This window comes from Rhodospirillales bacterium (genome assembly GCA_016699855.1).
Taxonomy (GTDB): Bacteria; Pseudomonadota; Alphaproteobacteria; order Reyranellales; family Reyranellaceae.
This window is the reverse complement of sequence record CP064988.1, coordinates 3135711-3158222: the sequence shown is the minus strand read 5'-3', so window position 1 is coordinate 3158222 and position 22512 is coordinate 3135711. Positions and strand designations below refer to the sequence as shown.

The following is a 22512-nucleotide window of genomic DNA, read 5'->3' as shown; positions in this document are numbered from 1 at the left end:
CGGCGCGCGGCGCTTGGCTACTGCGCCGCGACGCGCGCCGACGGCGCGAACATCGTCTCCATTTCGCGACGGATCTTCACCGCCGTCAGCGCGCCGTCGAGCGCGACGTCGGCGTAGGTCACGGCCTGGCCGGCGCGGATCGGCCGCAGCAGCTTCACGCCGTGCGCCAGGCCGAGCGGCAGGCCGCCGATCGCCAGCGATTTGCGCGCCGGGAACAGGTGCCCGTAGACGGTGTAGCCGCCTTCGCCGTCGAGGATCTCGCCGGCGGCGAGGTCGCGCTTGGCCGTCGCCACGACGTCGGCGTTGAACTCGGTCGGCGCGCCGGTCGACTCGCCGCGCAGCGCCACGGCGGCGACCGAGACGCCGACCTCGAGCCCGATCAGATGCCAACGCTTGTAGAGGCAGGCGTAGCGGCCGCTGGGATCGGTGCGGACCTTGTACTCCTCGAAGCAACGGCGGATGTACTCGGTCTCGCCCTCGAAGCAGACCCACACGCCCATCCGGATCTCGTAGGGGATGGGACGGCCGTCGGCCTCCAGCGCGTTGATCACCTCGACCATGCCCTTGGCCTCGAGCTGGCCGCCCTCGGCGCGCGGACGCATCACGTAGGGGATGTCGTCGACCGCCGCCGACGGATAGGCCAGGCCGGCCTCGGGCACCGCGAGACCGGTCGCGTTGGCCACAGCCGTGCTCTCGATCGCGGGTTTGGAACCGTCTAGGAATGAGTTGAACATCTTCGGGTTCAGCCCGCCGATCCGCGCCTGCTCGGCGGTGAGGCCCCAGTTGTCCCACACCGTGTCGGGCGGCGACTGCGCGAAGAACGGCCGCCATTTGTGGCCGCGGCCGGCGGCGACCACGGGGAATCCGCAGGTGCGCGCCCAGTCGACCAGATCGCAGATGAGCGCCGGCTGGTCGCCGAAGGCGAGGCTGTAGACGACGCCCGCCTCGGCGGCGCGGCGCGCCAGCAGCGGACCGCAGAACGCGTCGGCCTCGACCGTCACCATCACCACGTGCTTGCCGTGGCGGAACGCCTCCAGCGCGTGGTCGACGGCGGCCACGGGGTTGCCGGTCGACTCGACCACGACGTCGATCGCGGGATGCGACACCAGCGCCCGCCAGTCATCGCCGACATGGGTCGTGCGGCCGTCCTTCACAGCGGCGTCGAGCGACGCCGCGGCGGCGCGTCCGTCCGCCCAGCCGACGCGCTCGAGATTGGCGCGCGCGGCCGGTGGCGAGAGATCGGCGATGCCGGCGAGATGCGTGCCGGGCGTGTTGGGGATCTGCGCCAGGTACATCGAGCCGAACTTGCCGGCGCCGATCAGGCCGACGCGGACGGGCCGGCCCTCGGCCTCGCGCCGGCGCAGCATCGCGTGCAGGTTCATCGTCCGGCGCCTATTCCGCCGCCCGCGGGCGCGCCGCGGCGGTCGGTAGACGCGCCGCGGCGGCGCGCACGCAATCCTCGGCCCAGGCGTCGACCGGCGTGAAGTCGCGGTGCGCGATGTGCTCGGGCCGCTTGAACTGGCGGATCGCGTTCGAGACGGCGTTGTATGTGACGTAGATGATCTGGCGGTCCCACGGCGACATGTTGGGCGGGCTGCCGTGCACCAGCGTGCCGTGGAAGAAGATCGCCGAGCCGGGACCTCCCTTGGGCGCGACGATGCCGCCCTGCTCGACCAGCCTGGCGATGACGTCGTTGTCGATCACCCACAGCGGATACGACGTCGTGGTCAGATCGTGCTTCGCCTCGATCGCGCCCTTCTTGTGCGAGCGCGGGATGAACCACAGCGGTCCGTTGAACTCGTTGACCTCGTCGAGGAACACCGCGAGGTTCATGGCGCGCGGCTCGGGCATGTCGTCGTCGGCCTTCCAGGTGCCGTAGTCCTGGTGCCACTGCCACACGTCGCCGTCGAACGCGGCCTTCCCGTTGATCTTGAACTGGTGGATGTAGGTGCGGTCTCCCAGCAGCCGCTCCGCCGGCTCGACGAAGCGCGGGTGGTGCACCAGCGCCTCGAACACCGGATTGTAGGTGTGGACCGCGAACGCGGTCCGCACGACGTCGCCCGTGCGCTCGCGCACGTTCTCCGGCCGCCGCTGCGCGAAGACGCCGGGAATCTCGCCCTTGAGGAGCGCGACCTCCTCCTTGGAGAAATAGTCGGGGAAGAACAGGTAGCCCTGGTCGTCGAAGCGGGCGAGCTGCTCGGTCGTGAGTTTCATCGGACGTCTCCTGCCTGTCTTTCGTCGTCGGGCGCGGCCACCGCCGCGCGTGGAAGCCCGTCGAGCAGCCGCGCCGCGGCGCCCTCGGCGTGGGCGCGGGCCAGCGCCTCGGCGCGGCCGCCGTCGCCGGCGACCATCGCCTCGAGGATCGCGGCGTGCTCGCGCCAGACCCGTTCGTGCCCGTCGGGACCGCGCAGCACCGCGCCCATGACGCGGCGCAGATGCGACCAGTGCGGCGCCGCGGTCGCGGCGAACAGCGCATTGCCCGACGCTTCGTATATGAAACGGTGGAACGCCACGTCGACGGCGATCAGCGCGGCGGCGTCGCCCGACGCGCGCGCCGCCGCGGCGTCGGCCAGCACGGCGCGGCCACGCGCCGCCAAGGCGGCGTCCATCCGCCGGGCCGCGGCCCGGCAGGCGGCGCCATCGAGGGCGGCGCGCACCTCGTAGAGGTCGCGGGTCTGATGGGGATCGAGCGGCGCGACCCGGATGCCCTTGCGGCCGGCATCGACGATGAAGCCGGCGCGGCGCAGCAGCATCAGCGCCTGAAGCACCGGCTGGCGCGAGACGCCGAACGTCTCGGCGAGACCCTCCTGGGTGATCCGTTCGCCCGGCGCCAGTCGGCCGGCGCAGATCGCCTCCAGCAGCGAGTCATGGACCTGCGCGGCCAGTTCCGGCGACGAATGGAGGCGCTCGACGAGCATGTTGTATTCTGTATACAGAAAGCGACGGGCGAAGGCGAGTCCAGCCGGCGATCACCAAATCCTCGTTCTAATTCAATGAATTGGATGAACTGTGGCGGCCATCAGCGTTGTCCCAATCGGGTCAAACGGTCGATCCGGTCCTCGGTGGCGGGATGGGTCGCCATCAGGGCCGAGGCCTTGCTGCTGAACTGGCGCAGCGGATTGACGATGAACAGGTGCTGCGTGGCGCCGCTGACGCCGGAGAACGGCCGCGCCTCGGCGGTGAGCTGGCGCAGCGCCGAGATCAGGCCGGTGGGATTGCGCGTGAACCGCACCGAGGTGGCGTCGGCCAGGTACTCGCGCTGGCGCGAGACGGCGAACTGCACCATCCGCGCCGCCAGTGGGGCCAGCAGCGCCACCACGACCAGCACGACCACCAGCAGGATCGCGGCGCCGTTGTTCTCGCGCCGGCCGGACCGGCGGCCACCCCAGTTAAGCGTCCGCAGGATCATCTCGCTGACCAGCGCGATCAGGCCGACCGTGACGCCGACGACGGTCATGTAGCGCGTGTCCATGTTCGCGATATGCGCCATCTCGTGGCCGATCACGCCCTGCAGCTCCTCGCGGTTGAGGCGCTGCAACAGCCCGCGGGTGACCGCGACGGCGGCGCGGTCAGGCGACGAGCCGGTGGCGAAGGCGTTCAGCGCCTCCTCCTCGATGACGAACACCTTCGGCATCGGCAGGCCCGAGGCGATGCGCATCTCCTCGACGACGTTGAACAGACGCCGCTCCTCGTCGCGCGTCACCTCGCGGCCGCCGGCCATCGACAGCACCATGCGCGAGCCCCAGCTCAGCGAGACGGCGCTCCAGATCAGCGACACCGCCACCATGCCGAGCGCGAACACGATCCCGCCCGCGCTCACGAACCAGATGCCTTGGCCGCGTGGCGCCGATCCGCCGGTCGCCTCCATGGTCCAGCCGGCGAGATAGCCCAGCGCCGCCGCAAGCAGCGTGAGGACCAGCAGCAGCACCCGCGTGGCGCGGCGGTTGGCGCGCTGGGCGCGGATGAAGTCGGTCGCCCCGATCGGCGGCAGGTCGACGATCGGACGCGTCGGCGCGTCCCAAGACGGATCGGCGCTGCGGTCGTTCTGCGGCGCGCCGCCGGGCAGGCCCTGCGCGCCCCACGGACCGGCGTCGGACCCGGCGCCGGGCTGGCCGGGCGGCTGCTGTCCCCACGGGCCGGCGCCCGGCAGTCCGGGAATCGGAATTCCGGGGATGGGCACACCCGGGATCGGCACGCCGGGAATCGGCGCGCCCGGCGGCGCCGCGGGACCGGTGCCGCCGGAGAAAGCCGAAGGCGCCGGCGCGCCACCGGGCAAGCCCTGGACGCCCCAAGGTCCGGGTCCACCTGGCGGCGGTGCGCGCGGATCGCTCATCGACGGGTCTCCACCGGTCGCCGGGCCGCCGGAGCGGCCGCGACGGAGGCGGTCAGCGCAGCTTCACCTGCGGCACCGCCTTCTCGGTCTCCGGCATCTCGAAGAACGTGCCGGTGCGGAAGCCGAAATTGTTGGCGATGAGGTTGCCGGGGAACGCCTGGACGGAGTTGTTCATGCCCATGACGCTGTCGTTGTAGAACTGGCGCGCGAACGAGATCTTGTTCTCGGTCGCCGTCAGCTCCTCCTGGAGCTGCATGATGTTTTCGTTGGCGCGCAGCGTCGGATAATTCTCGACCAGCGCGAACAGCTTGGACGTCGCCTGCGACAGCGCCGCCTCGGCCACGCTCGCCTCGGCCGGCCCCGACGCCGACACCGCCTTGTTGCGGGCCTCGATCACCGCCTTGAGCGTCTCCTGCTCGTAGCCCATCGCGTCCTTCACGACGTTCACGAGGTTGGGGATCAGGTCGTGCCGCCGTTTGAGCTGGACGTCGATCTGGCTCCAGGCGTTCTGGCTCTGGTTACGCGCCGAGACGAGTCCGTTGTAGGTGATGATCACCCAGCCGACGACCGCGACGATGACGCCGAGGATGATCCAGCCGCCCGTTCCCATCGATACCTCCAGAGTTGCGCCGCCGTGGCGGCGCGATGCCGTCCACGTAGAATGCGGTCTCCGGACGCGAAAATACAGCCATGTCACGCCGCCGGCGCGGCCCGCCGCGCGGAGCTGTGGTGATCGCGCTGCAAATATCCCTTTACGCGACGGTGGATAACAGCGTAATTATCGGCCTTGGCAGTGAAACATCATTGATTTCATCCATTTACGGTCGCGCATCCGGAGCACGACAATGAAAATTCTTCTCTCCTCCATGGCGCTTGTCGCCCTTCTCACCGGCTGCACCAGCGGCACCTCCGGGTCGACAGCGTCGGCCCCGGCCGGCGCCGCGCCGGCGGCGACCGCGACGCCGACGACGGCGCCAGGCTACGATCTGCCGTCCACCCAGAACGCCTGCGCGCCGGAGCCGGTGCGCTTCATCTCGGCGTCGGGCGTGCCGACCTACCGGGTCAAGGACTGCACCAAGGACGAGTACGACTACTTCCCGGAGCGCTACAAGGCCAGCGTCGACGCGATGGTCGCGCAGTGCAAGGCGAAGTGCGCCGCCCAGCAGAAATGAGGCGCGCGGCGGCCGGAAGGCCGCCGACCCTCCATCGACCGACGCGCGGCGCTTGACGCCGCGCTTTTTCGTTGGCCCCCGACGCGAGGACGCGACGCCATGACCGGGATCGACCAGTTCGCCCTCGAACGCCGGATCGACGCGATCTTCGCGAAGGTCGCCGGCCCCGCCACGCCCGGCGCCGTGGTCGGGATCATGCGCGACGGCGACATCGTGCTGACGCGCGGCTACGGGCTGGCCAGCGTCGAGCACGCCGTGCCGGTCACGCCGCGCACCCGCTTCCGCATCGCGTCGGTCAGCAAGCAGTTCACCGTGACGGCGGCCCTGATGCTGGAGAGCGAGGGCCGGTTGGCGCTCGACGCGCCGCCGCACCGCTATCTGCCGGAACTGCCCGCGCTGCCGATCACCATCGACCAGATGATGCGCAACTGCAGCGGCTGGCCGGACTTCCTCGAGCTGACGCGGCTGGGCGGATCGAATCTCGACAAGCCGGTGCGGCCGGAGGATCTCGACGCCGCCGTGGCGCGCTGCCACCACCTCAATTTCGAACCCGGTTCGCGCTTCCTCTACAGCAACACCAACTTCCTGCTGCTCGGCCGCATCGTCGAGCGGATCGCGGGCGCGCCGCTGGGCGCCTTCCTGGCGGAGCGCGTGTTCAAGCCGCTGGGCATGACGCGCACGGCGCTGGTGCCGTCGATCGACACGCCGATCCCCGACCTGGCCACCGGGTACGTCGCCGGTCCAGACGGCGCGCCGCGGCGCGCCGGCCACGCCTATCCGCAGGGCGGCGAGGGCGGCCTGACCTCGACGGTCGAGGATCTGCTGATCTGGAGCCGCAACTACGACCGCCCGGCGCTGGCGCCACGCGACCTCGCCACGCGCCTGACCGCGTCCGCGAACTTCACCGGCGGGCTGCCCAACCGCTACCGCCGCGGCGTCGAGGCCTCGACGTGGCGCGGCTTCGACACCATCGACCATGGCGGGTTGTGGCCGGGCTACCGCACGGAGTTCCTGCGGATCCCCGACGCCGGGCTGACGGTGGTCGTGATCGTGAATCTGGGATCGTCCGATCCGGCGAAGCTGGCGCGCGCCGTCGCCGCCGAGACGCTGCGCGGCGATTCGCGACTTGCGCCGCCGCCGGCGCCGGTCGACGAGGCCGCGATCCGCGCCGCCGCCGGGCTCTACGCCAGCGTCGAGGAGATCTCGGCCTTCGAGCTCGCGTGGCGCGATGGCGAGGCGGTGGTCACGCAGAACGGCATTCCGTTCACCTTGGCGAACCGCGGCGACGGCTGGCTTGCGGCCGAGCGCGGCAGTTTCGATTTCGCCATCAAGGCGGGGGACGGCGCGATCGACGTCGACCTCGGCGCCGGACGCGTGCGGCGCTTCGCCAAGGTCGCGGCGCGCGACGCGGTGCCGGCCGATCTCGCGGGCGCCTACCGCTCGGCCGACGTCGGCGCGACCTGGACGTTCGAGCGCCGTGGCGACGCGGTGGTGGCGCTGGTCGCCGGCCCGCTCTTCACCGGCGCCGCATGGCCAGTGCGCGGATTGGCGGGCGATCTGATCGAGATCGAGACGCCGGGCACCTGGCTCAACGTGGTCCAGCACGCCCGCATCGTGCGCGACGCCGCCGGCAAGCCGACCGGCCTGCTGGTCTCGACCGGCCGCATCAAGAACCTGCCCTTCGACCGCGTGTAGCGCGCGGCGCGCCGTCTCACGCGACGATGCGGCCGAGGCGGACGACGGTGACGCCGGCTTTGACGTTGTGGTTGGACGGCATCACCAGCACGCAGTCGTCGTAGGGCGTATGCACCGGCGTGCCGCCGTCGTGGCCCAGCAGGGTGCCCGCCTTCGCGACCACCTCCTGGCCGGCGAACGGGCGGACGAAGCGGAAATCGCCGCCTTTCGTGGCGACGGCGTCGGTCACCTCGACGACGCGTTGCGCCGGCGGATCGGGTTGGCGCCAGCCGGCCGGAAGGTCAGCCGGGTCGACCACGCCGCTCAGCGCGAGGAACCGCGCCGCCACGTCCTTGGCCACGACCACCGAGGAGGCGCGCCAGTGCTGGCCGGTCTCGATCAGCAGCGCGTTCTTCGCGCTGGCCACATCGCCGAAGCCGCCGTAGTCGCGCATGCGCCGGCCCGAGGGATGGCCCGCGTCGCGGATGATGTCGACCGGCGCGCCGACGGCGCGGGCCAGCGCGACGCCCTTGTCGAGCGGACCCGACAGCATCAACGGCACGCAATCGTCGTGCATCGAGTGCAGGTCGAGCAGCAGGTCGGCGCGCGCCACGAACGGCTCCAGCGCCTTGGCGCGGCGCATCTCCACCGTGTCGGGCGGACCGTCGAGGCGGCCCCACACGCGGTTGAAATCCTCGTCGACCATGCGCGAGCGGAACGGCGCGTCCGGCGTGAACGAGAAATACGCGTCCACGTTGGCGAAGCTCAGGATCAGCGCGCCGCGGCGGGGCCGCAAACCGGCGGCCAGCAGCGCGTCGACCACGATGGCGCCGGACACCTCGTTGCCGTGCGTCAGCGCGTTCAGCATCACCACCGGACCCGGCGCCCCGGAGTCGAACACGTGCACGAACGGCGCGCCCGCCGTCGAGTCGCGCCAGCGCGAGATGTCGGGGAACGCGAACTCGATGGGCGCGTCGGTCATGCGTGGAGGCTCCGGAGGCGAAGGACGGAAACAGGCTAGTCGGCGCGCGGCGGCACGTCACGCGCTCGGCGCGCCGTGCGACGCCAGACGCGCCATCACGCCGCGGGCGACGGTCTCCGCCAGCGTGACCGGGACCGCGTTGCCGAGCTGACGCATGGTCTCGGACCACGAGCCGTGGAAGCGGAATTCGTCGGGGAACGCCTGGAGACGCGCGCTCTCGCGGACGCTGAAGTAGCGCAGCGAACCGTCGTCGCGCACCAGCATGTTCTCGCCGCCGGGAACGCCATGGTCGCCGGCTTTCAACGCTTTCGCGGGCGCGTCGAGCGGGCTGCCCGTGTGGCCCGCATAGGCGCGCGCGCCGGGATTGAAGCCGTGGTTCGCGATCCGCGCCGCCGCCGCCGGCGCCCGCTCGGGATCGGGAAGGCCGGCCAGGGCGTCGCGCACGGTGCGCCACGGCCGCTCCGGGCCGCGCGTGTCCGCGGCCTTGTCGAGCCGGGCGCGCTCGGCGGCAGTCGGCGCCGGCCGGTGGCGTCGCGCGACCCGGTGGCGCTCCCAGTACGCGCCGGTCCTGAATTTGTCGCGCAGCAGCGCGTCGGCGCCGTGCGTCGCCTCGGGGAACGACCATTCGATATCGAGATCGGCGCGGAAGCCGACGAGGAACACGCGGTGGCGGCGTTGCGGCACGCCGTGGTCGGCGGCGTCGAGCACGCGCGCCACTACGCGGTAGCGCGCGTCGCCGCCCCGTCCACGGGTCGCCTGTCGCTCGAGGCGGCCGAGATGGTCGATCCATCCCTCGTCTGCCTTCGCGACGAGATGCGGGAAGGCGAGCTGCAGGCGGACGTACTCGAAGTAATTCCGGAACGCCGCCCGCGTCAGGCCTCGCACGTTCTCGAAGATGAACGCCTTCGGGCGCAGCCCGCGGATCGCGCGCACGGCCTCCGGGAACATGTCGCGGGCGTCGAGCCGGCCGCGGTGCTTGCCGCCCAGCGAGAACGGCTGGCAGGGGGGACCGCCGGAGACGAGGTCCACACGGCCGAGCGCGCCGTAGTCGACATCGCGCACGTCGCCCTGCGTCAACGGCCAATGCGCCATCGGCGGCAGCCCGGCGGCCTGGTTCTCGCGGATCGTGTCGCAGGCGTAGGGATCGCGCTCGATCACGGCGACCGGCTGGAAGCCGGCCCGTGACACGCCGATCGCCATGCCACCGGCGCCGGCGAAGAGCTCGACCGATCGCATCGTCACGCTTCCAGAAACCTCCGGAGTCGCCGCGCCAGACGGTCGAGCGCCTTGATTTCGCACTCCCACACCACCATCGCCCCCCACTCCCGCTTCCGCAAATCGCGCCGGTTGCGGATATCTCGCGCCCGGTTGGCGGCGATCTTGCTCGTCCAGAACGCCGTGCGCGTCTTGGGCACGCGGCGACCGGCGTCGCAGTGGTGGGCGTGCCAGAAGCAGCCATGGACGAAGATCACCTTGCCGCGCGACCGGAACACCAGGTCGGGCGAGCCCGGCAGGTCGCGGCAGTGCAGGCCGTAACGGTAGCCCATGCCATGCACGAGCCGGCGCACGGCCATCTCGGGGCCGGTGTCGCGGCCCTTGATGGCCCGCATGATCTCGCTGCGGCGGGCTTTCGAGACGGTATCGGTCATGGCTGGTGGTGGCGGGGCGGAGCCCCGAATCTAGGACATCGGCGCGGCGCGCGACACAGCGCCGTCCGCGCGTCGTGGATGGATCGGGGCCCCGGCTTGCGGTCCGGCGCCCCGAGCCGCATTCTCGCACGCGCGTGAAAACAGGACGATCCCGCCCCGCCGCCATGCCCCGCTCCCGCGCCGCGCCGGCGCGGCGCATGATCCTGATCGCCGGCGCCACCGGCACGGGCAAGACCTCCGCCGCGCTGGCGCTGACCGGCCGCGCCTTCCACGTCCATGTCGACGACATCCAGCAGGCCGCCGTGGCGTTGGCGTTCCCGTTCATCCGCGAGGCGGAGCGCTTCAACTGGCAGGCCTGGCCGGAGGATCCCGCGACGATGCGGCTGGAGGAGCTGTTGGCGCACTGCGCGCGGGAGCGCCATCCGGAGCTGGCCGGGATGGATGGCGACCTCGTGGTCGAAGGCGCGATCCTGTCGCAGGACTGGTTCAACGGGCCGCTGATGGACGTGCTGACGGCGCTGGCGCGGCCGGGGGCGTGGACCCGCCACCTGCTGTGGATCGCGCCCGATCCGGCCGCGACGCTGCGGCGCATCCAGGCCCGCGCCGCCCTCGAAGACGGCCGCGACGGCGAGGCCGCGCGCTTCCCCGATCTCGCCGCCGTGCTGGCCGATCAAGCGGGCTACGCGCGTTCCTTCGAGACGCCCGACGCCTGGCGCGCCTTCGCCGACCGCGACGCGCTGGTGGCGGCGATGGATGCGATCCTCGACGTGTCCGGGGCGCCGGCGCGCGCGGCGACATCAGGTCGGGGGAGATCCCCGCAGGCGCGCCGACAGGATAGCGGCAAGCAGTAGCGCGGCGCCGATCGCCGCGACGCAGGCGGTCCACCCATAGCCGTCGAACACCCGGCCCAGCGCGAAGCTGCCGACGAGGCCGCCGAGGAAGTAGCTGGCGAGGTAGACGCCGCTGGCCGCGCCGCGGTCCGCCGTCGCGACGCGCCCGACATGGCCGGTGGCGACGGCCTGCGCGAAGAACGTGCCGATGCCGACCAGCACGAGGCCGGCGAGCGCCGCCGCCAGCCACGGCAGCAGCAGCAGCGCCAGCCCGGCGCCGGCCGCGGCGAAGCCGGCGACCAGCGCCGCCGGAGCGCCGAGGCGCGCGGCGGCGCGTCCGGCGACCGGCGTGGTGGCGATGGCCGGCGCGAAGACGAGGTAGACGAAGCCGAGCCCCATCATCGACACGCCGAACGGCGCGCGCACGAGCGTGAAGTTGACGTAGGTGAACGTGCCGATGAACGCGAACAGGATCAGGAAGCCGATCGCGAAGGTGGCGCGCAGTTCCGGATTCCGCAGATGCGCCAGCCACGCCGCGCCCGCGGCGGCGCCGCTGGCGGCGCCCCGCGGCATCGGCGGCGCGCGGTCGATCGTGAAGTGGACGAGGACCGCGCCCAGCAGGTTGAGCGCGGCGAACACGTGGAAGTTCGCGGCCAGGCCGAAATGGTCGGCCAGCCCCGCGGCGAACAGCCGGCCGAACAGGTTGCTGGCGACGTTGCCGGTGATGTAGGCGGCGAAGGCGCCGGCCGTGTCGCGCGCGTCGCCGTGCTCGCCGAGATGGGACAGCGTGAGCGTGAAAGCGGCGGCCATGCACAGGCCCTGCCAGACGCGCAGCGCCGCGAAGGTGGCGATATCGGGCGCGACCGACAGCAGGCTGGTGGGGACCGCGAGGACCACCAGGCTGACCAGGATGCCGCGGCGGCGGTCGATCCGCGCGCCGGCCAGCGCGACGCCGAGGCCGGCCACGGCCATGCCCAGGGTGCAGGCGTTGACGGCCAGGCCCATCGCGCCCGGCGAGACGCCGTAGACGCGCGCCAGCGACGGCAGCAGCGCCTGCGTGGCGAAAAGATCGACGACGGTCAGGAACGCCGTCAGGCCGATGACGAAGGCGCGCGCGACGCCGCGCGCGGAGGCGGCCGCGACCGTCGACATGCTCGACTCCGTTTCAAGGACGCGCGCGGCGCCGGTGGAGCGTCGGCGTCGCGGCCGGCGGTCCGGCGCGACGCGGTCCGGCTCACATGTGCTTGTCGTGCGGGTCGGCGAGCAGATCGGCCGACAGCAGCACGGCGGGCTTGGCCCCCATGTTGCGCCACCAATGCGCGGTGCCCTTCAGCTCCGGCGTCGACTCGCCCGCCTTGTGCAGGATGCCGACGGCGCAGTTGCTGGCGTACTCCACGATCTCGCCCTCGACGACGTAAATGATCGCCGGACGGTCGCCATGGCTGTGCCAAGGCACGATGCCGCCGGGCTGCACGACGAGGCGGCGCAGGCGGAACATGCGGCCGTCGGCCTTCACGTTGGTCTCCTTGGCGAGGTCGATCGACGTCAGCACCGTGTCGGTGACGCCCTTGGCGGCGTGCGCGACCGGCTTGGTGACGTCGACGCCGCGCTTGTCGGCCGGGCACTGCCCGGCGTTGGCGGCGCCCGAGAGCGCGAACAGGCCGACGGCGATCCCGGCGGCCGACGCGAAGGCGCCGCGCGCCCGGCGCGGATGGACGGTGGTGTTGGTCATGGCGAGGTCTCCAGCGAGGTCGATGTCCCCGGACCGGATCATCCGGGCCGTGGATCGCATCGTCGGAGATCGGCGCCGCGGGCTGAAATGCCGGTTCGCTGTCGATTCGATACGCGGCGCGTCGCCGCCGGCGTCAGACCACCAGCAGTCCGCGGCGCGCGGCGACGCCGATCGTGGCGATGGCGCCGCTGTTGAACGCCAGATGGTCGGCCTCGATGCCGTCGCTGAAGATGACGCCGTTCTCCGGCATCAGCGACTCGATGCGCAGCGGGCCCGACTCCTCGACGCGCCCGTAGACCAGCGTGGCGCCGGAGCTGCGGCTGGGGAACGGCTCGCGCACGCAGAAGCGCAGCTCGCGCGCCTCCCACGCGAAGCGGCAGTCATCGGGCCCGCCGGCCGCCGCGCCGGTGAGCGCCGCGCCCATGCCGGCCCATTGGGCGTGGAGGCTGCGCAGCCAGCCGGTCGAACCCAGCCCGGTCGAGACGATCACGCCGCTGGAGGACTGGCGCTCCTCGCCGCCGGCCGCGCGCAGCACGTAGCGCGCCGAGGTGTGGCTGCGCGGTCCGATGAACAGGTCGTTGACGGCGTGCAGCTCCTGGCCGTCGTTGAGCGCCGCGCGCGCCATCGCGATCTCGCGCAGAGGCCGGCGCGCGGCGAGATGGTCGCGCGCGGCGGCGGCGACGTCGGCGGCCGTGAACGGCAGCAGAACGCCGTCCCAGCGCGCAGGGTCCGGATTGACGCCGAGCACCGCCTGCCCGTCGAGGTATTTCAGGACGTTGGCGACCAGCCCGTCCTGGCCGACCGCGACCACCACGTCGTCCGGACCGAACAGGTAGCTGGGCACGTGGGCGCGCGCCAGCCGGTGGACCCGTCCCAGCTCCCGCAGCGCCGTCTCGGCGCGGACCAGCGCCGCGTGGTAGCGGTCGTGCTCGTCGAGGTAGTCGCCGAAGGCGCCGCCCCGGCTCTCGACGTGGAACTTCGCCTGGCCTCGGGTGTTGTGGCGGACCAGCAGCTCCTCGAGCCGCGTCGGCCGGGTGACGACGACCAGCCGCCGCTCGGTCAGCGGAGGCACGGCGCTCAGCCCTTGCCGCGCTTCATGACCTCGCGCAGCAGGTCGGGCGAGATGTTGAGCTCGCCGATGCGCGTGGCGTTGTCGGCCAGACCGCGGAAGGCCAGCGCGATGAGCTGGTCGGGCTGCATGCCGGTCGTGGCCAGCGCCTGCACCGTGGCCGGATCGACGCCGGCGAACGCCTTCATCGCCGCCGCCAGCCCGTAGGCCTTGGCGTCGGCGTCGACGCGGGCGTTCTCGCTCGCCAGCGCCATCAGCGCCTTGTTGCGCTCCTCCAGCGCGATGCGTCCCTCCATCGCCTCGCGCTCGATCTGCTGCTGGCGGGCGCGCACCGAGCGCTCGGCGTCCATCTGCGCCTCGCGCACCTGGCGGCGCTTGTTCTCGACGGCGATCTCGGTGCTGAGCTCGTTCTCCTTGATGACGCGCTCCTGCTCGACGGCGGCGTTGCGGCGCGCGTACGTGGCGTCGTCGGCGCGCCGCAGCAGCGCCTCGCGCGCCTCCGCCTCGAGCGCGCGCGCCGTCTCCGGCTTCGGCCGCACCGCGATCACCGACAGGCCGAGGACCTCGAGACCGAGCGCCGCGACCACCGGGCTGGCCGCCAGCGTCTCGGCGACGCGGCGTCCCAGCCCGTCGCCGGCGCCGAGCGCTTCCTTGAGCGGCAGCGCCTGGATCTGCGTGCGCATCAGCACGAGCACCTGGTCGAGCACGCGCTGGGAGAGCTTGCGCGGATCCTCCGAGGCGTACTGGCCCCGCGCGTCGAGCGAGAAGTTCATCATCTCGGCCAGCCGCCGCGGATCGGCCACGCGGTAGGACACCTGGCCCTGGACGGAGACCTCCTGGAAGTCCGACGTCGTCTCGGTGAACATGAACGGATCGTCGGCGCTGGCGGTCGGGACCAGGGCGATGCCGCTGGTCGGCGCGTAGTAGTAGAACGACAGCCCGGCGCCCTCGCGCACCACCTTGCCGCCCTTGAAATGCAGCACGTGCTGCGTGGGATCGGCCTTGAGGAAGCGGATTCCGAACATCTGGCACTCCGGGATCGAGGCGGGGAGCGGGACGGTTGGCGCGGACGCCCGCTCTGCTATAACCCGGCCCGCCGCCGCCCTCCACCGGCGCGGCGCGCGGAGGTCCAAACCCCGCGCCCCTCGACCGTCTCCGGGAGTCCACATCCATGCCCGACGCCGCCACCCCCGCCGCCGAGAATCCGCACATCGCGCCCTACGCCGCGCGCGGATTGAAGGGCCGGATCTTCTCGGGCGTCCAGCCCACCGGCAACCTGCACCTCGGCAACTACCTCGGCGCCATCCGCAACTTCGTCAGCCTGCAGAACGACTACGACTGCATCTACTGCGTGGTCGACCTGCACGCCATCACCGTGCCGCAGGATCCGAGGCAGCTCGCCAACCAGACGCGCGAGATCGCCGCCGCGTTCCTGGCAGCCGGCCTCGACGGCGCGCGCAACATCGTCTTCAACCAGTCGATGGTGCCGGCGCACGCCCAGCTCGCCTGGGTGTTCAACTGCGTCGCGCGGCTGGGCTGGCTGAACCGCATGACGCAGTTCAAGGAGAAGGCCGGGAAGGATCGCGAGAACGTCTCGACCGGGCTGTACGCCTACCCGAACCTGATGGCGGCCGACATCCTCGCCTACAAGGCCACGCACGTGCCGGTGGGCGAGGACCAGAAGCAGCACCTCGAGCTGACGCGCGACATCGCCATCAAGTTCAACAACGATTTCGGCGCGCCCGGCTTCTTCCCGATCACGGAGCCGCTGATCTTCGGCGCCGCCACGCGCGTCATGAGCCTGCGCGACGGCACCAAGAAGATGAGCAAGTCCGACCCGTCGGACTACAGCCGCATCAACCTGACCGACGACTCCGACGCCATCGCCCAGAAGATCCGCAAGGCCAAGACCGATCCCCTGCCGATGCCGGAGACCGCCGCCGAGGCCGACAAGCGGCCGGAGGCCGACAACCTGCTGGGCATCTACGCCGCGCTCGACGGGCGCGAGCGCGACGCGGTGCTGGCGGAGTTCGCCGGCCGGCAGTTCTCGGCGTTCAAGACGGCGCTGACCGAGCTCGCGGTCGCCAAGCTGGGGCCGATCGGCGCGGAGATGCAGCGGCTGATGAAGGATCCCGGCCACGTCGACTCCGTGCTGCGCGCCGGCGCGGGCAAGGCCGATGCGCTGGCGCGGCCGATCCTCGACGAGGTCTACCGCATCGTCGGTTTCCTCAAGCCGTGACGCGGGAGGCCGGCGTGATCGGGTTCGTCGACAAGCGCGGCGTGGAGTCGAAGCGGCCGTTCAGCGGCGCGACGATCGCCAACGGCTTCGTGTTCGTGTCGGGCCGCACGGCACCGCACGACCCCGGCAACGGCGTGCATCGCGGGGCCACGCCGCAGGAGGAGGTGCGCAACGCGCTGGCGGTGGTGGCCGGCGTGCTCGCGGAGGCCGGCTCCTCGCTCGAGGCGGTGGTCCAGATGACCATGCTGATCACCGATCCGGCCGATTACGATTCCTGCAACGAGGAGTACGTGCGGCACTTCCCCGGTGGCCTGCCCGCGCGTCACACCGTCCGCTTCGGCGTGCCGACCGAGGCGCGCGTCGGCTTCGCCTGCGTGGCGCTCCAGGCGCGCAAGGAGCCCTGAGGCCGGCGGCGCCGGTCAGCGGCGCGCCACGCACCACCACAGCGCGACGCCGAGCGACGCCGCGCAGGCGCCGTAGAGCGTCCCGGTCGGCACGGCGGCGAACAGGGCGCCGGCCACCATCGGTCCGACGGCGGCGCCGAAATCGCGCCACGTCGAGTACCTGGCCTGGCTCGACATGGTGCCGCCGCTGGGGCGTTCCGCGATCATCACGGGCAGCAGCGTGTTGTAGATGCCGCGCGTGACCACGACCAGCGCCGCGCCGGGCAGGCTGTGGCCGAGCGCGATGGCGATCAGTCCGCCGACCAGCGCGATCCCGGTGATGATCGCCAGCGGCCGCGCGCCGTAGCGGTCGGCGAGCGCGCCGCCGATCGGCGCGGTCACGACCTCCATCGCCCAGCGCGTCGCCAGCAGCGCGCCGGCCACCACCACGGGCGCGAAGGGCAGCGGCGCGTCCTTGAACAGCAACGACAACGTCACGAGGAAGATGCCGTCGACCACGACGCCGAGCGAGAAACCCCAGATCTCGAGGCGGCCGGGCAGCGGCAGGCGGAATCCGTCGCGCTTCGGCTCGTCCATCCGCAGCGTCGGCAGGCGCCACGACACCACCATGGCGGCGGCGCCGAACGCGGCCATCACGAGGAAGACGTCGCGCGGCCCCAGCGGCGCCACCAGCAGCGCGCCGCCAACCAGCGCGCCGCCCTGGAACAGGCCGATCGCCGCGCGGCCCGCACCGAGGCGTTTGCCCGCGTTGGCGCGGTCGCTGACGGCGTAGGCCAGAAGCGACAGGTTGAGCGCCGCGAAGGACAGGCCCCACAGCACGCGCGCCGCCATCAGGAACTCCTCGCGCGGCGCGACCACGTAGCCCAGCGTCGAGAGCGTCGCCGTCGCGGCGGCCGCGATCATCAGCCGGCGCGGCCCGACCCGCTCGCCGAACGCCGCGACCACCGAGTTGGCGACCAGCCGCACCCAGCGGTTCAGCGACAGCAACACCCCGACCACGAACAGGCTGACGCCGAACTCGGCGGCGTAGAGCGGCAGCACGGCGTAGAGCAGCGTGTCGCCCATCATCGCCATCGACAGCACCAGCGACGGAGCGATGACGCCGACAGGCGGGGCGCGGTGTGGCGCGGAGGCGGCTGTCATCGTTCCGTCATGTTCGCCCACGCGGGCGCGGTTGTCGATCCGCGCCGGGCGCGGCCGCCGTCGGGGACGACAAGCGGACGGGCGGCGTCAGCCCCTCGCCTTGCCGCCGCACCCCGAGCCGGCGATGGCCAGCGCCGGCGCCGCCGCCGGTTTGATCGACGCCGCGGCCGGACCGCAGCAGGCGCCCGCCGCCGCGACCCTTTCCGACATGGGCGCGATCGCCGGCGCCGATGGACCGCAACAGCCCGTCGCCACCGGCGTGCCGACCGCAGGCCTCGTAGCGCCCGTCGCGGGCGTAGAGCTGCACACGCCGGTCGCCGGCAGGTCGAGTTCGACGCGGTCGGCCGCGATCCAGTCGCCGGCCAGGGCCGCCGCAACCGAGCGCGCCTGTTCGTAGCCGGTAGCCAGCAGGAAGGTCGGCGCGCGGCCGTAGCTCTTCACGCCGACGGTGAAGAACCCCGTCTCGGGATGCGCCAGCTGGCGCGCGCCGTGCGGCCGCACGGTGCCGCAGCTGTGGATGTTGGGATCGATCAGCGGCCCCAGCGCCTCGACGCACTCCAGCGCCGGGTCGAGGCGCAGGCGCAGCTCGCGGGTGATCTCGAGGTCCGGCCGCTGCCCGGTCGCGACGACGATCTCGTCTACTCCCGGAATGACGACGCCGTCCGCACCGACGACGTCGACCCGGTTCGAGGCGCGGCGCAACTCGGCCACGCGGAAGCCGGTCCGGAGCGTCACCGCGCCGCTTTCGACCAACGCGCGCAAGCCCGTGCCCAGCGCGCCGCGCGCGGCCAGCGCGTCGGCGTCGCCGCCACCGTAGAGCCGCGCCAGGTCGCCCTCGGCGCGGACCGCCCACACGATCTCGGTTCCCGGCGCCTCGCGCGCCAGCGCGGCGAGGTCGAGCAACGCGTTGGCGGCGGAATGACCGGCGCCGACCACGAGGACGCGACGGCCGGCGTAGCGCGCGCGTTCACGCCCCAGCACGTCGGGAATGCCGTAGCGCACGCGGTCGGCGGCCGCAGTCTCTCCGAGCGCGGGCACGCCGCCGGCGCCCATCGGGTTGGGGTGGCTCCACGTGCCCGAGGCGTCGACCACCGCCCGCGCCTGGATGTCGATCCCGGCGCCATCGGCGCGCGCGACGCGCAGCGTGAACGGCGCGGCGTCGCGTCCGGCGGTCTTGACCTTGTCGATGGCGTGTCGCGACACCGACACCACGCGATGGCCGAGCCGGAGGGCCGCGGCGATCTCCGGCGTGGCGGCCAGCGGCGCCAGGTAGCGGTCGCGCAGGTCGCCGCCCGTGGGTAGCGCCTCCGGGTCGGGCATCGTCCAGCCGCGGCGCTCCAGCAGCGCCCGGGCGGCGGCGTCGACGTTGTAGCGCCACGGCGAGAACAGCCGGACATGGGCGAAGTCGCCGATATGCGCGGCGACGCCGTCCGACGCCTCCAGCACCACGACCCGCTGACCGCGCGCCACCAGATGCGCCGCCATCGCCAGTCCGACGGGTCCCGCGCCGATCACCGCCACCGGCAGCGTCGTATCGGCCACCACCATCGATCCATCCATGTCGTTCTCCATCGTCCTTCGAATCCGGCCGGAGCCGGTGGTCACGCCGCGCGACGCCGCGGCGGCGGGTTGGCGCGCGCCGGCGCCGCGTCGAACGCCGCGAGCCAGGCGCCGGCCAGGCGGAAGCGTTCCGGCCGCAGCTTCCAATGGACCCAGCGGCCGCGCTTCTCGCCGCTGACCAGCCCGGCCAGCGCGAGGCACTTCATGTGGTGGCTGACGGTCGCCTGCGAGAGGTCGAGCGGCGCCTCCAGATCGCAGCCGCACACGCTGCCGTCGGTGTCGCAGCACGACGCCGGCGGCCGGCGCAGGATCTCGACGATCCGGCGGCGCACTGGATCGGCCAGCGCCCGGAACACCAGGTCGACGGCCTCGGCTTCGGAATGGTCCATCGATCATCCTCGATACATCGATAATTCTCGATATATCGATTCGCATCGATATGTCAACCGGGACATGCGATGGCTTTGTGGGACCGGGGGCCGGCGCTACCGTCGCTGGCGCCGCGGCGACCCGGCCGCCGACACGCTTGGAGAACGACGATGATCGACCTCTACTACTGGACCACGCCGAACGGCCACAAGGTCACGATGCTCCTCGAGGAGACGGGGACGCCCTACAAGGTGATCCCCGTCAACATCGGCAAAGGCGAGCAGTTCCAGCCCGACTTCCTGAGGGTCGCGCCGAACAACCGCATCCCGGCGATGGTCGACCACGAGCCCAAGGGCGGCGGCGCGCCGGTGTCGCTGTTCGAATCGGGCGCGATGCTGCTGTACCTCGCCGAGAAGCTGGGCAGGTTCATCCCCTCCGACGTCCACGGCCGGGCCGATGTCCTGCAGTGGTTGTTCTGGCAGATGGGCGGGCTGGGGCCGATGGCCGGCCAGAACCACCATTTCAACGCCTACGCGCCGGAGAAGATCCCCTACGCCATCGACCGCTACGTCAACGAGACAAACCGGCTCTATGGCGTGCTCAACAAGCGCCTCGCCGACCGGCCGTTCGTCGCCGGCGAGTACTCCATCGCCGACATGGCGAGCTATCCGTGGATCGTGCCACACGAGCGGCAAGGCCAGAAGCTCGGGGATTTCCCGCATCTCAAGCGCTGGTTCGAGGCGATCAAGGCGCGGCCGGCGACGCAGCGCGCCTACGCGCTGACGGCCAGGTACAACCCCAACGCCGGCGGGGTCCGCACCGAGGAGGAACGCCGCATCCTGTTCGGCCAGACCGCGGCCGTGGTCCGTTGAGGCGGCGGCGCGGCGCTCAGCGCGGCGCGGCGCTCAGCGCGCCGCGCCGCAGCGCCGCAGCTCAGCGATCTCGGCGGCGTCGAAGCCGGCGTCGCGCAGCACGGCGTCGGTGTCGGCGCCCAGCGCCGGCGCCGGGCCGGCCGGCACCTGCGGCGCCATGGCGGCGCGGATCGGATTGGGGATGGTGCGCGGCAGATCGGCGCGCCCGGTCTCGACCACGACGCCGCTGGCCGCGAGCTGCGGATCGTCGGGCAGGTCCTGCAGGCGCGCGAAAGTGCCGAAAGTGATGTCCGCCGCGGTCAGGGCGCGGCGCCAGTCGTCGAGATCGCGCGCCGCGAAGGCCGCGTCGAGCAAGGCCATCAGCTCGCGTGGATGGGCGGCGCGCGCGGCCTTGGTCGCGAAGCGCGGATCGCCTTCCAGCGCCGGCAGGCCGACCGCGCGGCACAGCGGCCCCCACAGCTTGTCCTCGCGCACGATCACCAACGACAGCCAACGGCCGTCTCGCGCCTGGTAGACGTTGGCCAGCGCGTTGCGCGCGAATTCCCGGCCGCGGCGCGGCTCGGGGTAGGCGCCGAGCAACGCCGCCTGCGCCAGTAGACCGTTGGACCACACGCCGTTGTGCAGCAGGCTGGTCGCGACCTCGCCGCCGACGCCGGACCGTTCGCGCGCGTACAGCGCCATCATGATGGCGCCGAACAGGGTCATGGCCGAGGGATGGTCGCCCTGCGCCGGCAGCGTCAGGCTCGGCGGCAGATCGGCGCGGCGCATCGTCTCGACGATGCCGGAGCGCGCGAAATAGGTCGTGACGTCGTAGCCCGGCCGGTCGCGGTCCGGTCCCTCCTCGCCGTAGCCGCTGAGCGAGGCGTAGACCAGCCGAGCGTTGAGCGGAGCCACGTCGGCGTAGCGCAGCCGCAGGCGCTCGCGCGCCGGCGGCGGATAGTTGGTGATCAGCACGTCGGCGCTGGCGATCAACCGGTCGAGCGCGGCGCGTCCGGCGGGATTCTTCAGGTCGAGCGCGATCGAGCGCTTGTTGCGCGAATCCAGCTCCCAGCAATAGTTCACGTCGCTGACCGGCATGCCGGTGCCGGTCGACATCAAACGGTGCGGGTCGCCGTCCGGCGGCTCGACCTTGACGACGTCGGCGCCGAAATCGCCCAGCACCGTGGCGGTCGCCGGCGCGGCGATGAACGAGGCGATGTCGAGGACGCGCAGGCCGGCGAGCAGCGGCGTGGCGCCGGCGGCGGGCGCGGTCACGCGGCGGCGCCGTCGCGGCGCAGCGCCGCGATCTCGTCGTCGTCGTAGCCGGCGAAGCGCAGGATCTCGTCGGTGTGCTGGCCGACGGATGGCGGCGCGCCGGCGAGTCGCGGCTCGGCGAAACCCAGGCGGACGGGGTTGTTCACCGTCGCCGGAATCTCGGGGTTGGTGGTCGGCGCGACGATGCCGGCGTGACGCGCCTGCGGGTCCTCGACGATGTCGATGACCCGGCCGATCACCTCGCACGGCACGTTCACCGCGCCCAGCGCGCGCTCCCAATGCGGCCAGTCCCGCGTCGCGAACACCGCCTCGAACGCGGCCAGCAGCGCGGCCGTGTTGGCGCGGCGCGCGTCCCTGACCGCGAAGCGCGGGTCGGTCTCGAACTCGGGCCGGCCCAGCGCCTTGCACAGATTGCTCCAGTGCTTGTCCTCGGGATTGGCCGCCAGCAGGAACCAGCGGCCGTCGCCGGCGCGGTATTGCTGCACCATCACCGACCGGGCCTTCTCACGCGGCGGACGCGGCGGCTGGATGGCGCCGAGCAGCGCGGCCTGCGCCAGGGTGCCGTTGGACCACACGCCGTTGGCGTAGAGCGAGGTGCCGACCGCGCCGCCCTTCCCGGTGCGCTCGCGGCGGTAGAGCGCGATCATCACGGCGGCCACCAGCGTCATCGCCGTGCAGCGGTCGCCCTGGGCCGGGAGCGAGAAGCCCGGCGGCGCGTCCTCGTAGCGCAGCGCGTCGAGGATGCCGGAGCGCGCGAAGAAGGCGGTGACGTCGAAGCCCGGCCGGTCGCGGTCGGGGCCGGACTCGCCGTAGCCGGTCAGCGCGCAGTGGATCAGCCGCGGATTGACCGGCTCGACGTCGGCCCAGTCCAGCCGCAGCCGCGCGCGCACGCGCGGCGGAAAATTCGTGATCAGCACGTCGGCCTTGGCGATCAACCGGTCGAGCGCGGCGCGGCCCGCCGGGGCCTTGAGGTCGAGCGCCACCGACCGCTTGTTGCGCGCGTCGAGCTGCCACGTGAAGTTGACCGGCGCGCGCGGATAGCCGGGATTCAGCCAGCTCGCGCGGTGCGGATCGCCGGCGCCCGGCGGTTCGACCTTGATGACGTCGGCGCCGAAATCGCCCAGCGCCACGGCGGCGGCCGGCGCGGCGATGAAGCTGCTGACGTCGAGCACGGTCAGGCCGGCCAGCGGCAGGTCCTCGGTCGGCGGCGCGGCGTCGGACATGGTCGTT

23 protein-coding genes are annotated in these 22512 nt (G+C 72.3%); 6 read left to right on the top strand and 17 right to left on the bottom strand.

The window, feature by feature from the left end:
• Positions 1–17: 17 nt before the first annotated feature.
• From IPK81_14825 to IPK81_14805, 5 genes are all read right to left on the bottom strand, one after another.
• The gene (locus IPK81_14825; GenBank protein ID QQS10896.1) at positions 18–1382 is read right to left on the bottom strand and encodes a Gfo/Idh/MocA family oxidoreductase; all 1365 of its coding nucleotides are present in this window, start codon (positions 1380–1382) and stop codon (positions 18–20) included.
• A 10-nt stretch (positions 1383–1392) separates the two neighbouring features.
• Positions 1393–2214, bottom strand: a complete 822-nt coding sequence (locus tag IPK81_14820; GenBank protein ID QQS10895.1) for a phytanoyl-CoA dioxygenase family protein — start codon at positions 2212–2214, stop codon at positions 1393–1395.
• Positions 2211–2918: a GntR family transcriptional regulator gene (locus IPK81_14815; GenBank protein QQS10894.1), complete on the bottom strand. Its 708-nt coding sequence runs from the start codon at positions 2916–2918 to the stop codon at positions 2211–2213. The genes IPK81_14820 and IPK81_14815 overlap by 4 nt, the downstream gene beginning before the upstream one ends.
• 101 nt (positions 2919–3019) lie before the next feature.
• Positions 3020–4195, bottom strand: a complete 1176-nt coding sequence (locus IPK81_14810) for a M48 family metallopeptidase (protein ID QQS10893.1) — start codon at positions 4193–4195, stop codon at positions 3020–3022.
• Between the two features lie 190 nt (positions 4196–4385).
• Positions 4386–4943 carry a LemA family protein gene (locus IPK81_14805; protein ID QQS10892.1) on the bottom strand — a complete coding sequence of 186 codons (558 nt, stop codon included), beginning with the start codon at positions 4941–4943 and terminating at the stop codon, positions 4386–4388.
• Between the two features lie 235 nt (positions 4944–5178).
• Between IPK81_14805 and IPK81_14800 the strand changes: the two genes are divergently transcribed.
• Positions 5179–5505 (top strand): hypothetical protein, encoded by a 327-nt coding sequence (locus tag IPK81_14800; GenBank protein QQS10891.1) that lies wholly within the window; start codon positions 5179–5181, stop codon positions 5503–5505.
• 99 nt (positions 5506–5604) lie between these two features.
• Positions 5605–7200 (top strand): serine hydrolase, encoded by a 1596-nt coding sequence (locus tag IPK81_14795; protein ID QQS10890.1) that lies wholly within the window; start codon positions 5605–5607, stop codon positions 7198–7200.
• A 16-nt stretch (positions 7201–7216) separates the two neighbouring features.
• On the opposite strand, the gene IPK81_14790 is transcribed toward IPK81_14795, so the two are convergent.
• From IPK81_14790 to vsr, 3 genes are read right to left on the bottom strand one after another with little or no spacing between them, the layout of a single operon-like run.
• A complete protein-coding gene (locus IPK81_14790; protein QQS10889.1) occupies positions 7217–8161 on the bottom strand; it encodes a succinylglutamate desuccinylase/aspartoacylase family protein in 945 nt (314 codons plus the stop codon).
• A gap of 57 nt (positions 8162–8218) precedes the next feature.
• A complete protein-coding gene (locus tag IPK81_14785) occupies positions 8219–9397 on the bottom strand; it encodes a DNA cytosine methyltransferase (GenBank protein ID QQS15124.1) in 1179 nt (392 codons plus the stop codon).
• 2 nt (positions 9398–9399) lie between these two features.
• A complete protein-coding gene (gene vsr / locus IPK81_14780) occupies positions 9400–9810 on the bottom strand; it encodes a DNA mismatch endonuclease Vsr (GenBank protein QQS10888.1) in 411 nt (136 codons plus the stop codon).
• A 197-nt stretch (positions 9811–10007) separates the two neighbouring features.
• On the opposite strand from vsr, the gene IPK81_14775 reads away from it, so the two are divergent.
• Positions 10008–10661: a hypothetical protein gene (locus IPK81_14775; GenBank protein ID QQS10887.1), complete on the top strand. Its 654-nt coding sequence runs from the start codon at positions 10008–10010 to the stop codon at positions 10659–10661.
• Here the strand turns inward: IPK81_14775 and IPK81_14770 are convergent.
• The 4 genes from IPK81_14770 to IPK81_14755 all read right to left on the bottom strand — a co-directional run bounded on the left by IPK81_14770 (position 10608) and on the right by IPK81_14755 (position 14466).
• Positions 10608–11792, bottom strand: coding sequence for an MFS transporter (locus IPK81_14770; protein ID QQS10886.1), 1185 nt, complete (start codon positions 11790–11792; stop codon positions 10608–10610). The genes IPK81_14775 and IPK81_14770 overlap by 54 nt on opposite strands.
• A gap of 82 nt (positions 11793–11874) precedes the next feature.
• Positions 11875–12372, bottom strand: a complete 498-nt coding sequence (locus IPK81_14765) for a cupin domain-containing protein (protein ID QQS10885.1) — start codon at positions 12370–12372, stop codon at positions 11875–11877.
• Between the two features lie 133 nt (positions 12373–12505).
• Complete coding sequence (locus IPK81_14760; protein QQS10884.1) at positions 12506–13444, bottom strand: sugar kinase; 939 nt, start codon at positions 13442–13444, stop codon at positions 12506–12508.
• 5 nt (positions 13445–13449) lie between these two features.
• Positions 13450–14466 (bottom strand): SPFH domain-containing protein, encoded by a 1017-nt coding sequence (locus IPK81_14755; GenBank protein QQS10883.1) that lies wholly within the window; start codon positions 14464–14466, stop codon positions 13450–13452.
• A 146-nt stretch (positions 14467–14612) separates the two neighbouring features.
• On the opposite strand from IPK81_14755, the gene trpS reads away from it, so the two are divergent.
• Together trpS and IPK81_14745 are read left to right on the top strand one after the other, a co-directional pair.
• Complete coding sequence (gene trpS, locus IPK81_14750) at positions 14613–15680, top strand: tryptophan--tRNA ligase (GenBank protein ID QQS10882.1); 1068 nt, start codon at positions 14613–14615, stop codon at positions 15678–15680.
• A 14-nt stretch (positions 15681–15694) separates the two neighbouring features.
• Positions 15695–16084, top strand: a complete 390-nt coding sequence (locus tag IPK81_14745; GenBank protein ID QQS10881.1) for a RidA family protein — start codon at positions 15695–15697, stop codon at positions 16082–16084.
• 15 nt (positions 16085–16099) lie between these two features.
• Here IPK81_14745 and IPK81_14740 read toward each other — a convergent pair whose 3' ends face one another.
• From IPK81_14740 to IPK81_14730, 3 genes are all read right to left on the bottom strand, one after another.
• On the bottom strand, positions 16100–17227 hold the full coding sequence (locus IPK81_14740) for an MFS transporter (GenBank protein QQS10880.1): 1128 nt from the start codon (positions 17225–17227) through the stop codon (positions 16100–16102).
• 87 nt (positions 17228–17314) lie between these two features.
• The gene (locus tag IPK81_14735) at positions 17315–18775 is read right to left on the bottom strand and encodes an NAD(P)-binding domain-containing protein (GenBank protein ID QQS15123.1); all 1461 of its coding nucleotides are present in this window, start codon (positions 18773–18775) and stop codon (positions 17315–17317) included.
• A 53-nt stretch (positions 18776–18828) separates the two neighbouring features.
• On the bottom strand, positions 18829–19176 hold the full coding sequence (locus IPK81_14730; protein ID QQS10879.1) for a helix-turn-helix transcriptional regulator: 348 nt from the start codon (positions 19174–19176) through the stop codon (positions 18829–18831).
• 150 nt (positions 19177–19326) lie between these two features.
• On the opposite strand from IPK81_14730, the gene IPK81_14725 reads away from it, so the two are divergent.
• Entirely contained in the window at positions 19327–20028 is a 702-nt protein-coding gene (locus tag IPK81_14725) for a glutathione S-transferase N-terminal domain-containing protein (GenBank protein QQS10878.1), read from the top strand.
• A 33-nt stretch (positions 20029–20061) separates the two neighbouring features.
• Here the strand turns inward: IPK81_14725 and IPK81_14720 are convergent, their stop codons facing one another.
• Positions 20062–21252: a CoA transferase gene (locus IPK81_14720; protein ID QQS15122.1), complete on the bottom strand. Its 1191-nt coding sequence runs from the start codon at positions 21250–21252 to the stop codon at positions 20062–20064.
• A 26-nt stretch (positions 21253–21278) separates the two neighbouring features.
• Positions 21279–22505, bottom strand: a complete 1227-nt coding sequence (locus IPK81_14715; protein ID QQS10877.1) for a CoA transferase — start codon at positions 22503–22505, stop codon at positions 21279–21281.
• Between the last annotated feature and the right edge of the window lie 7 nt (positions 22506–22512).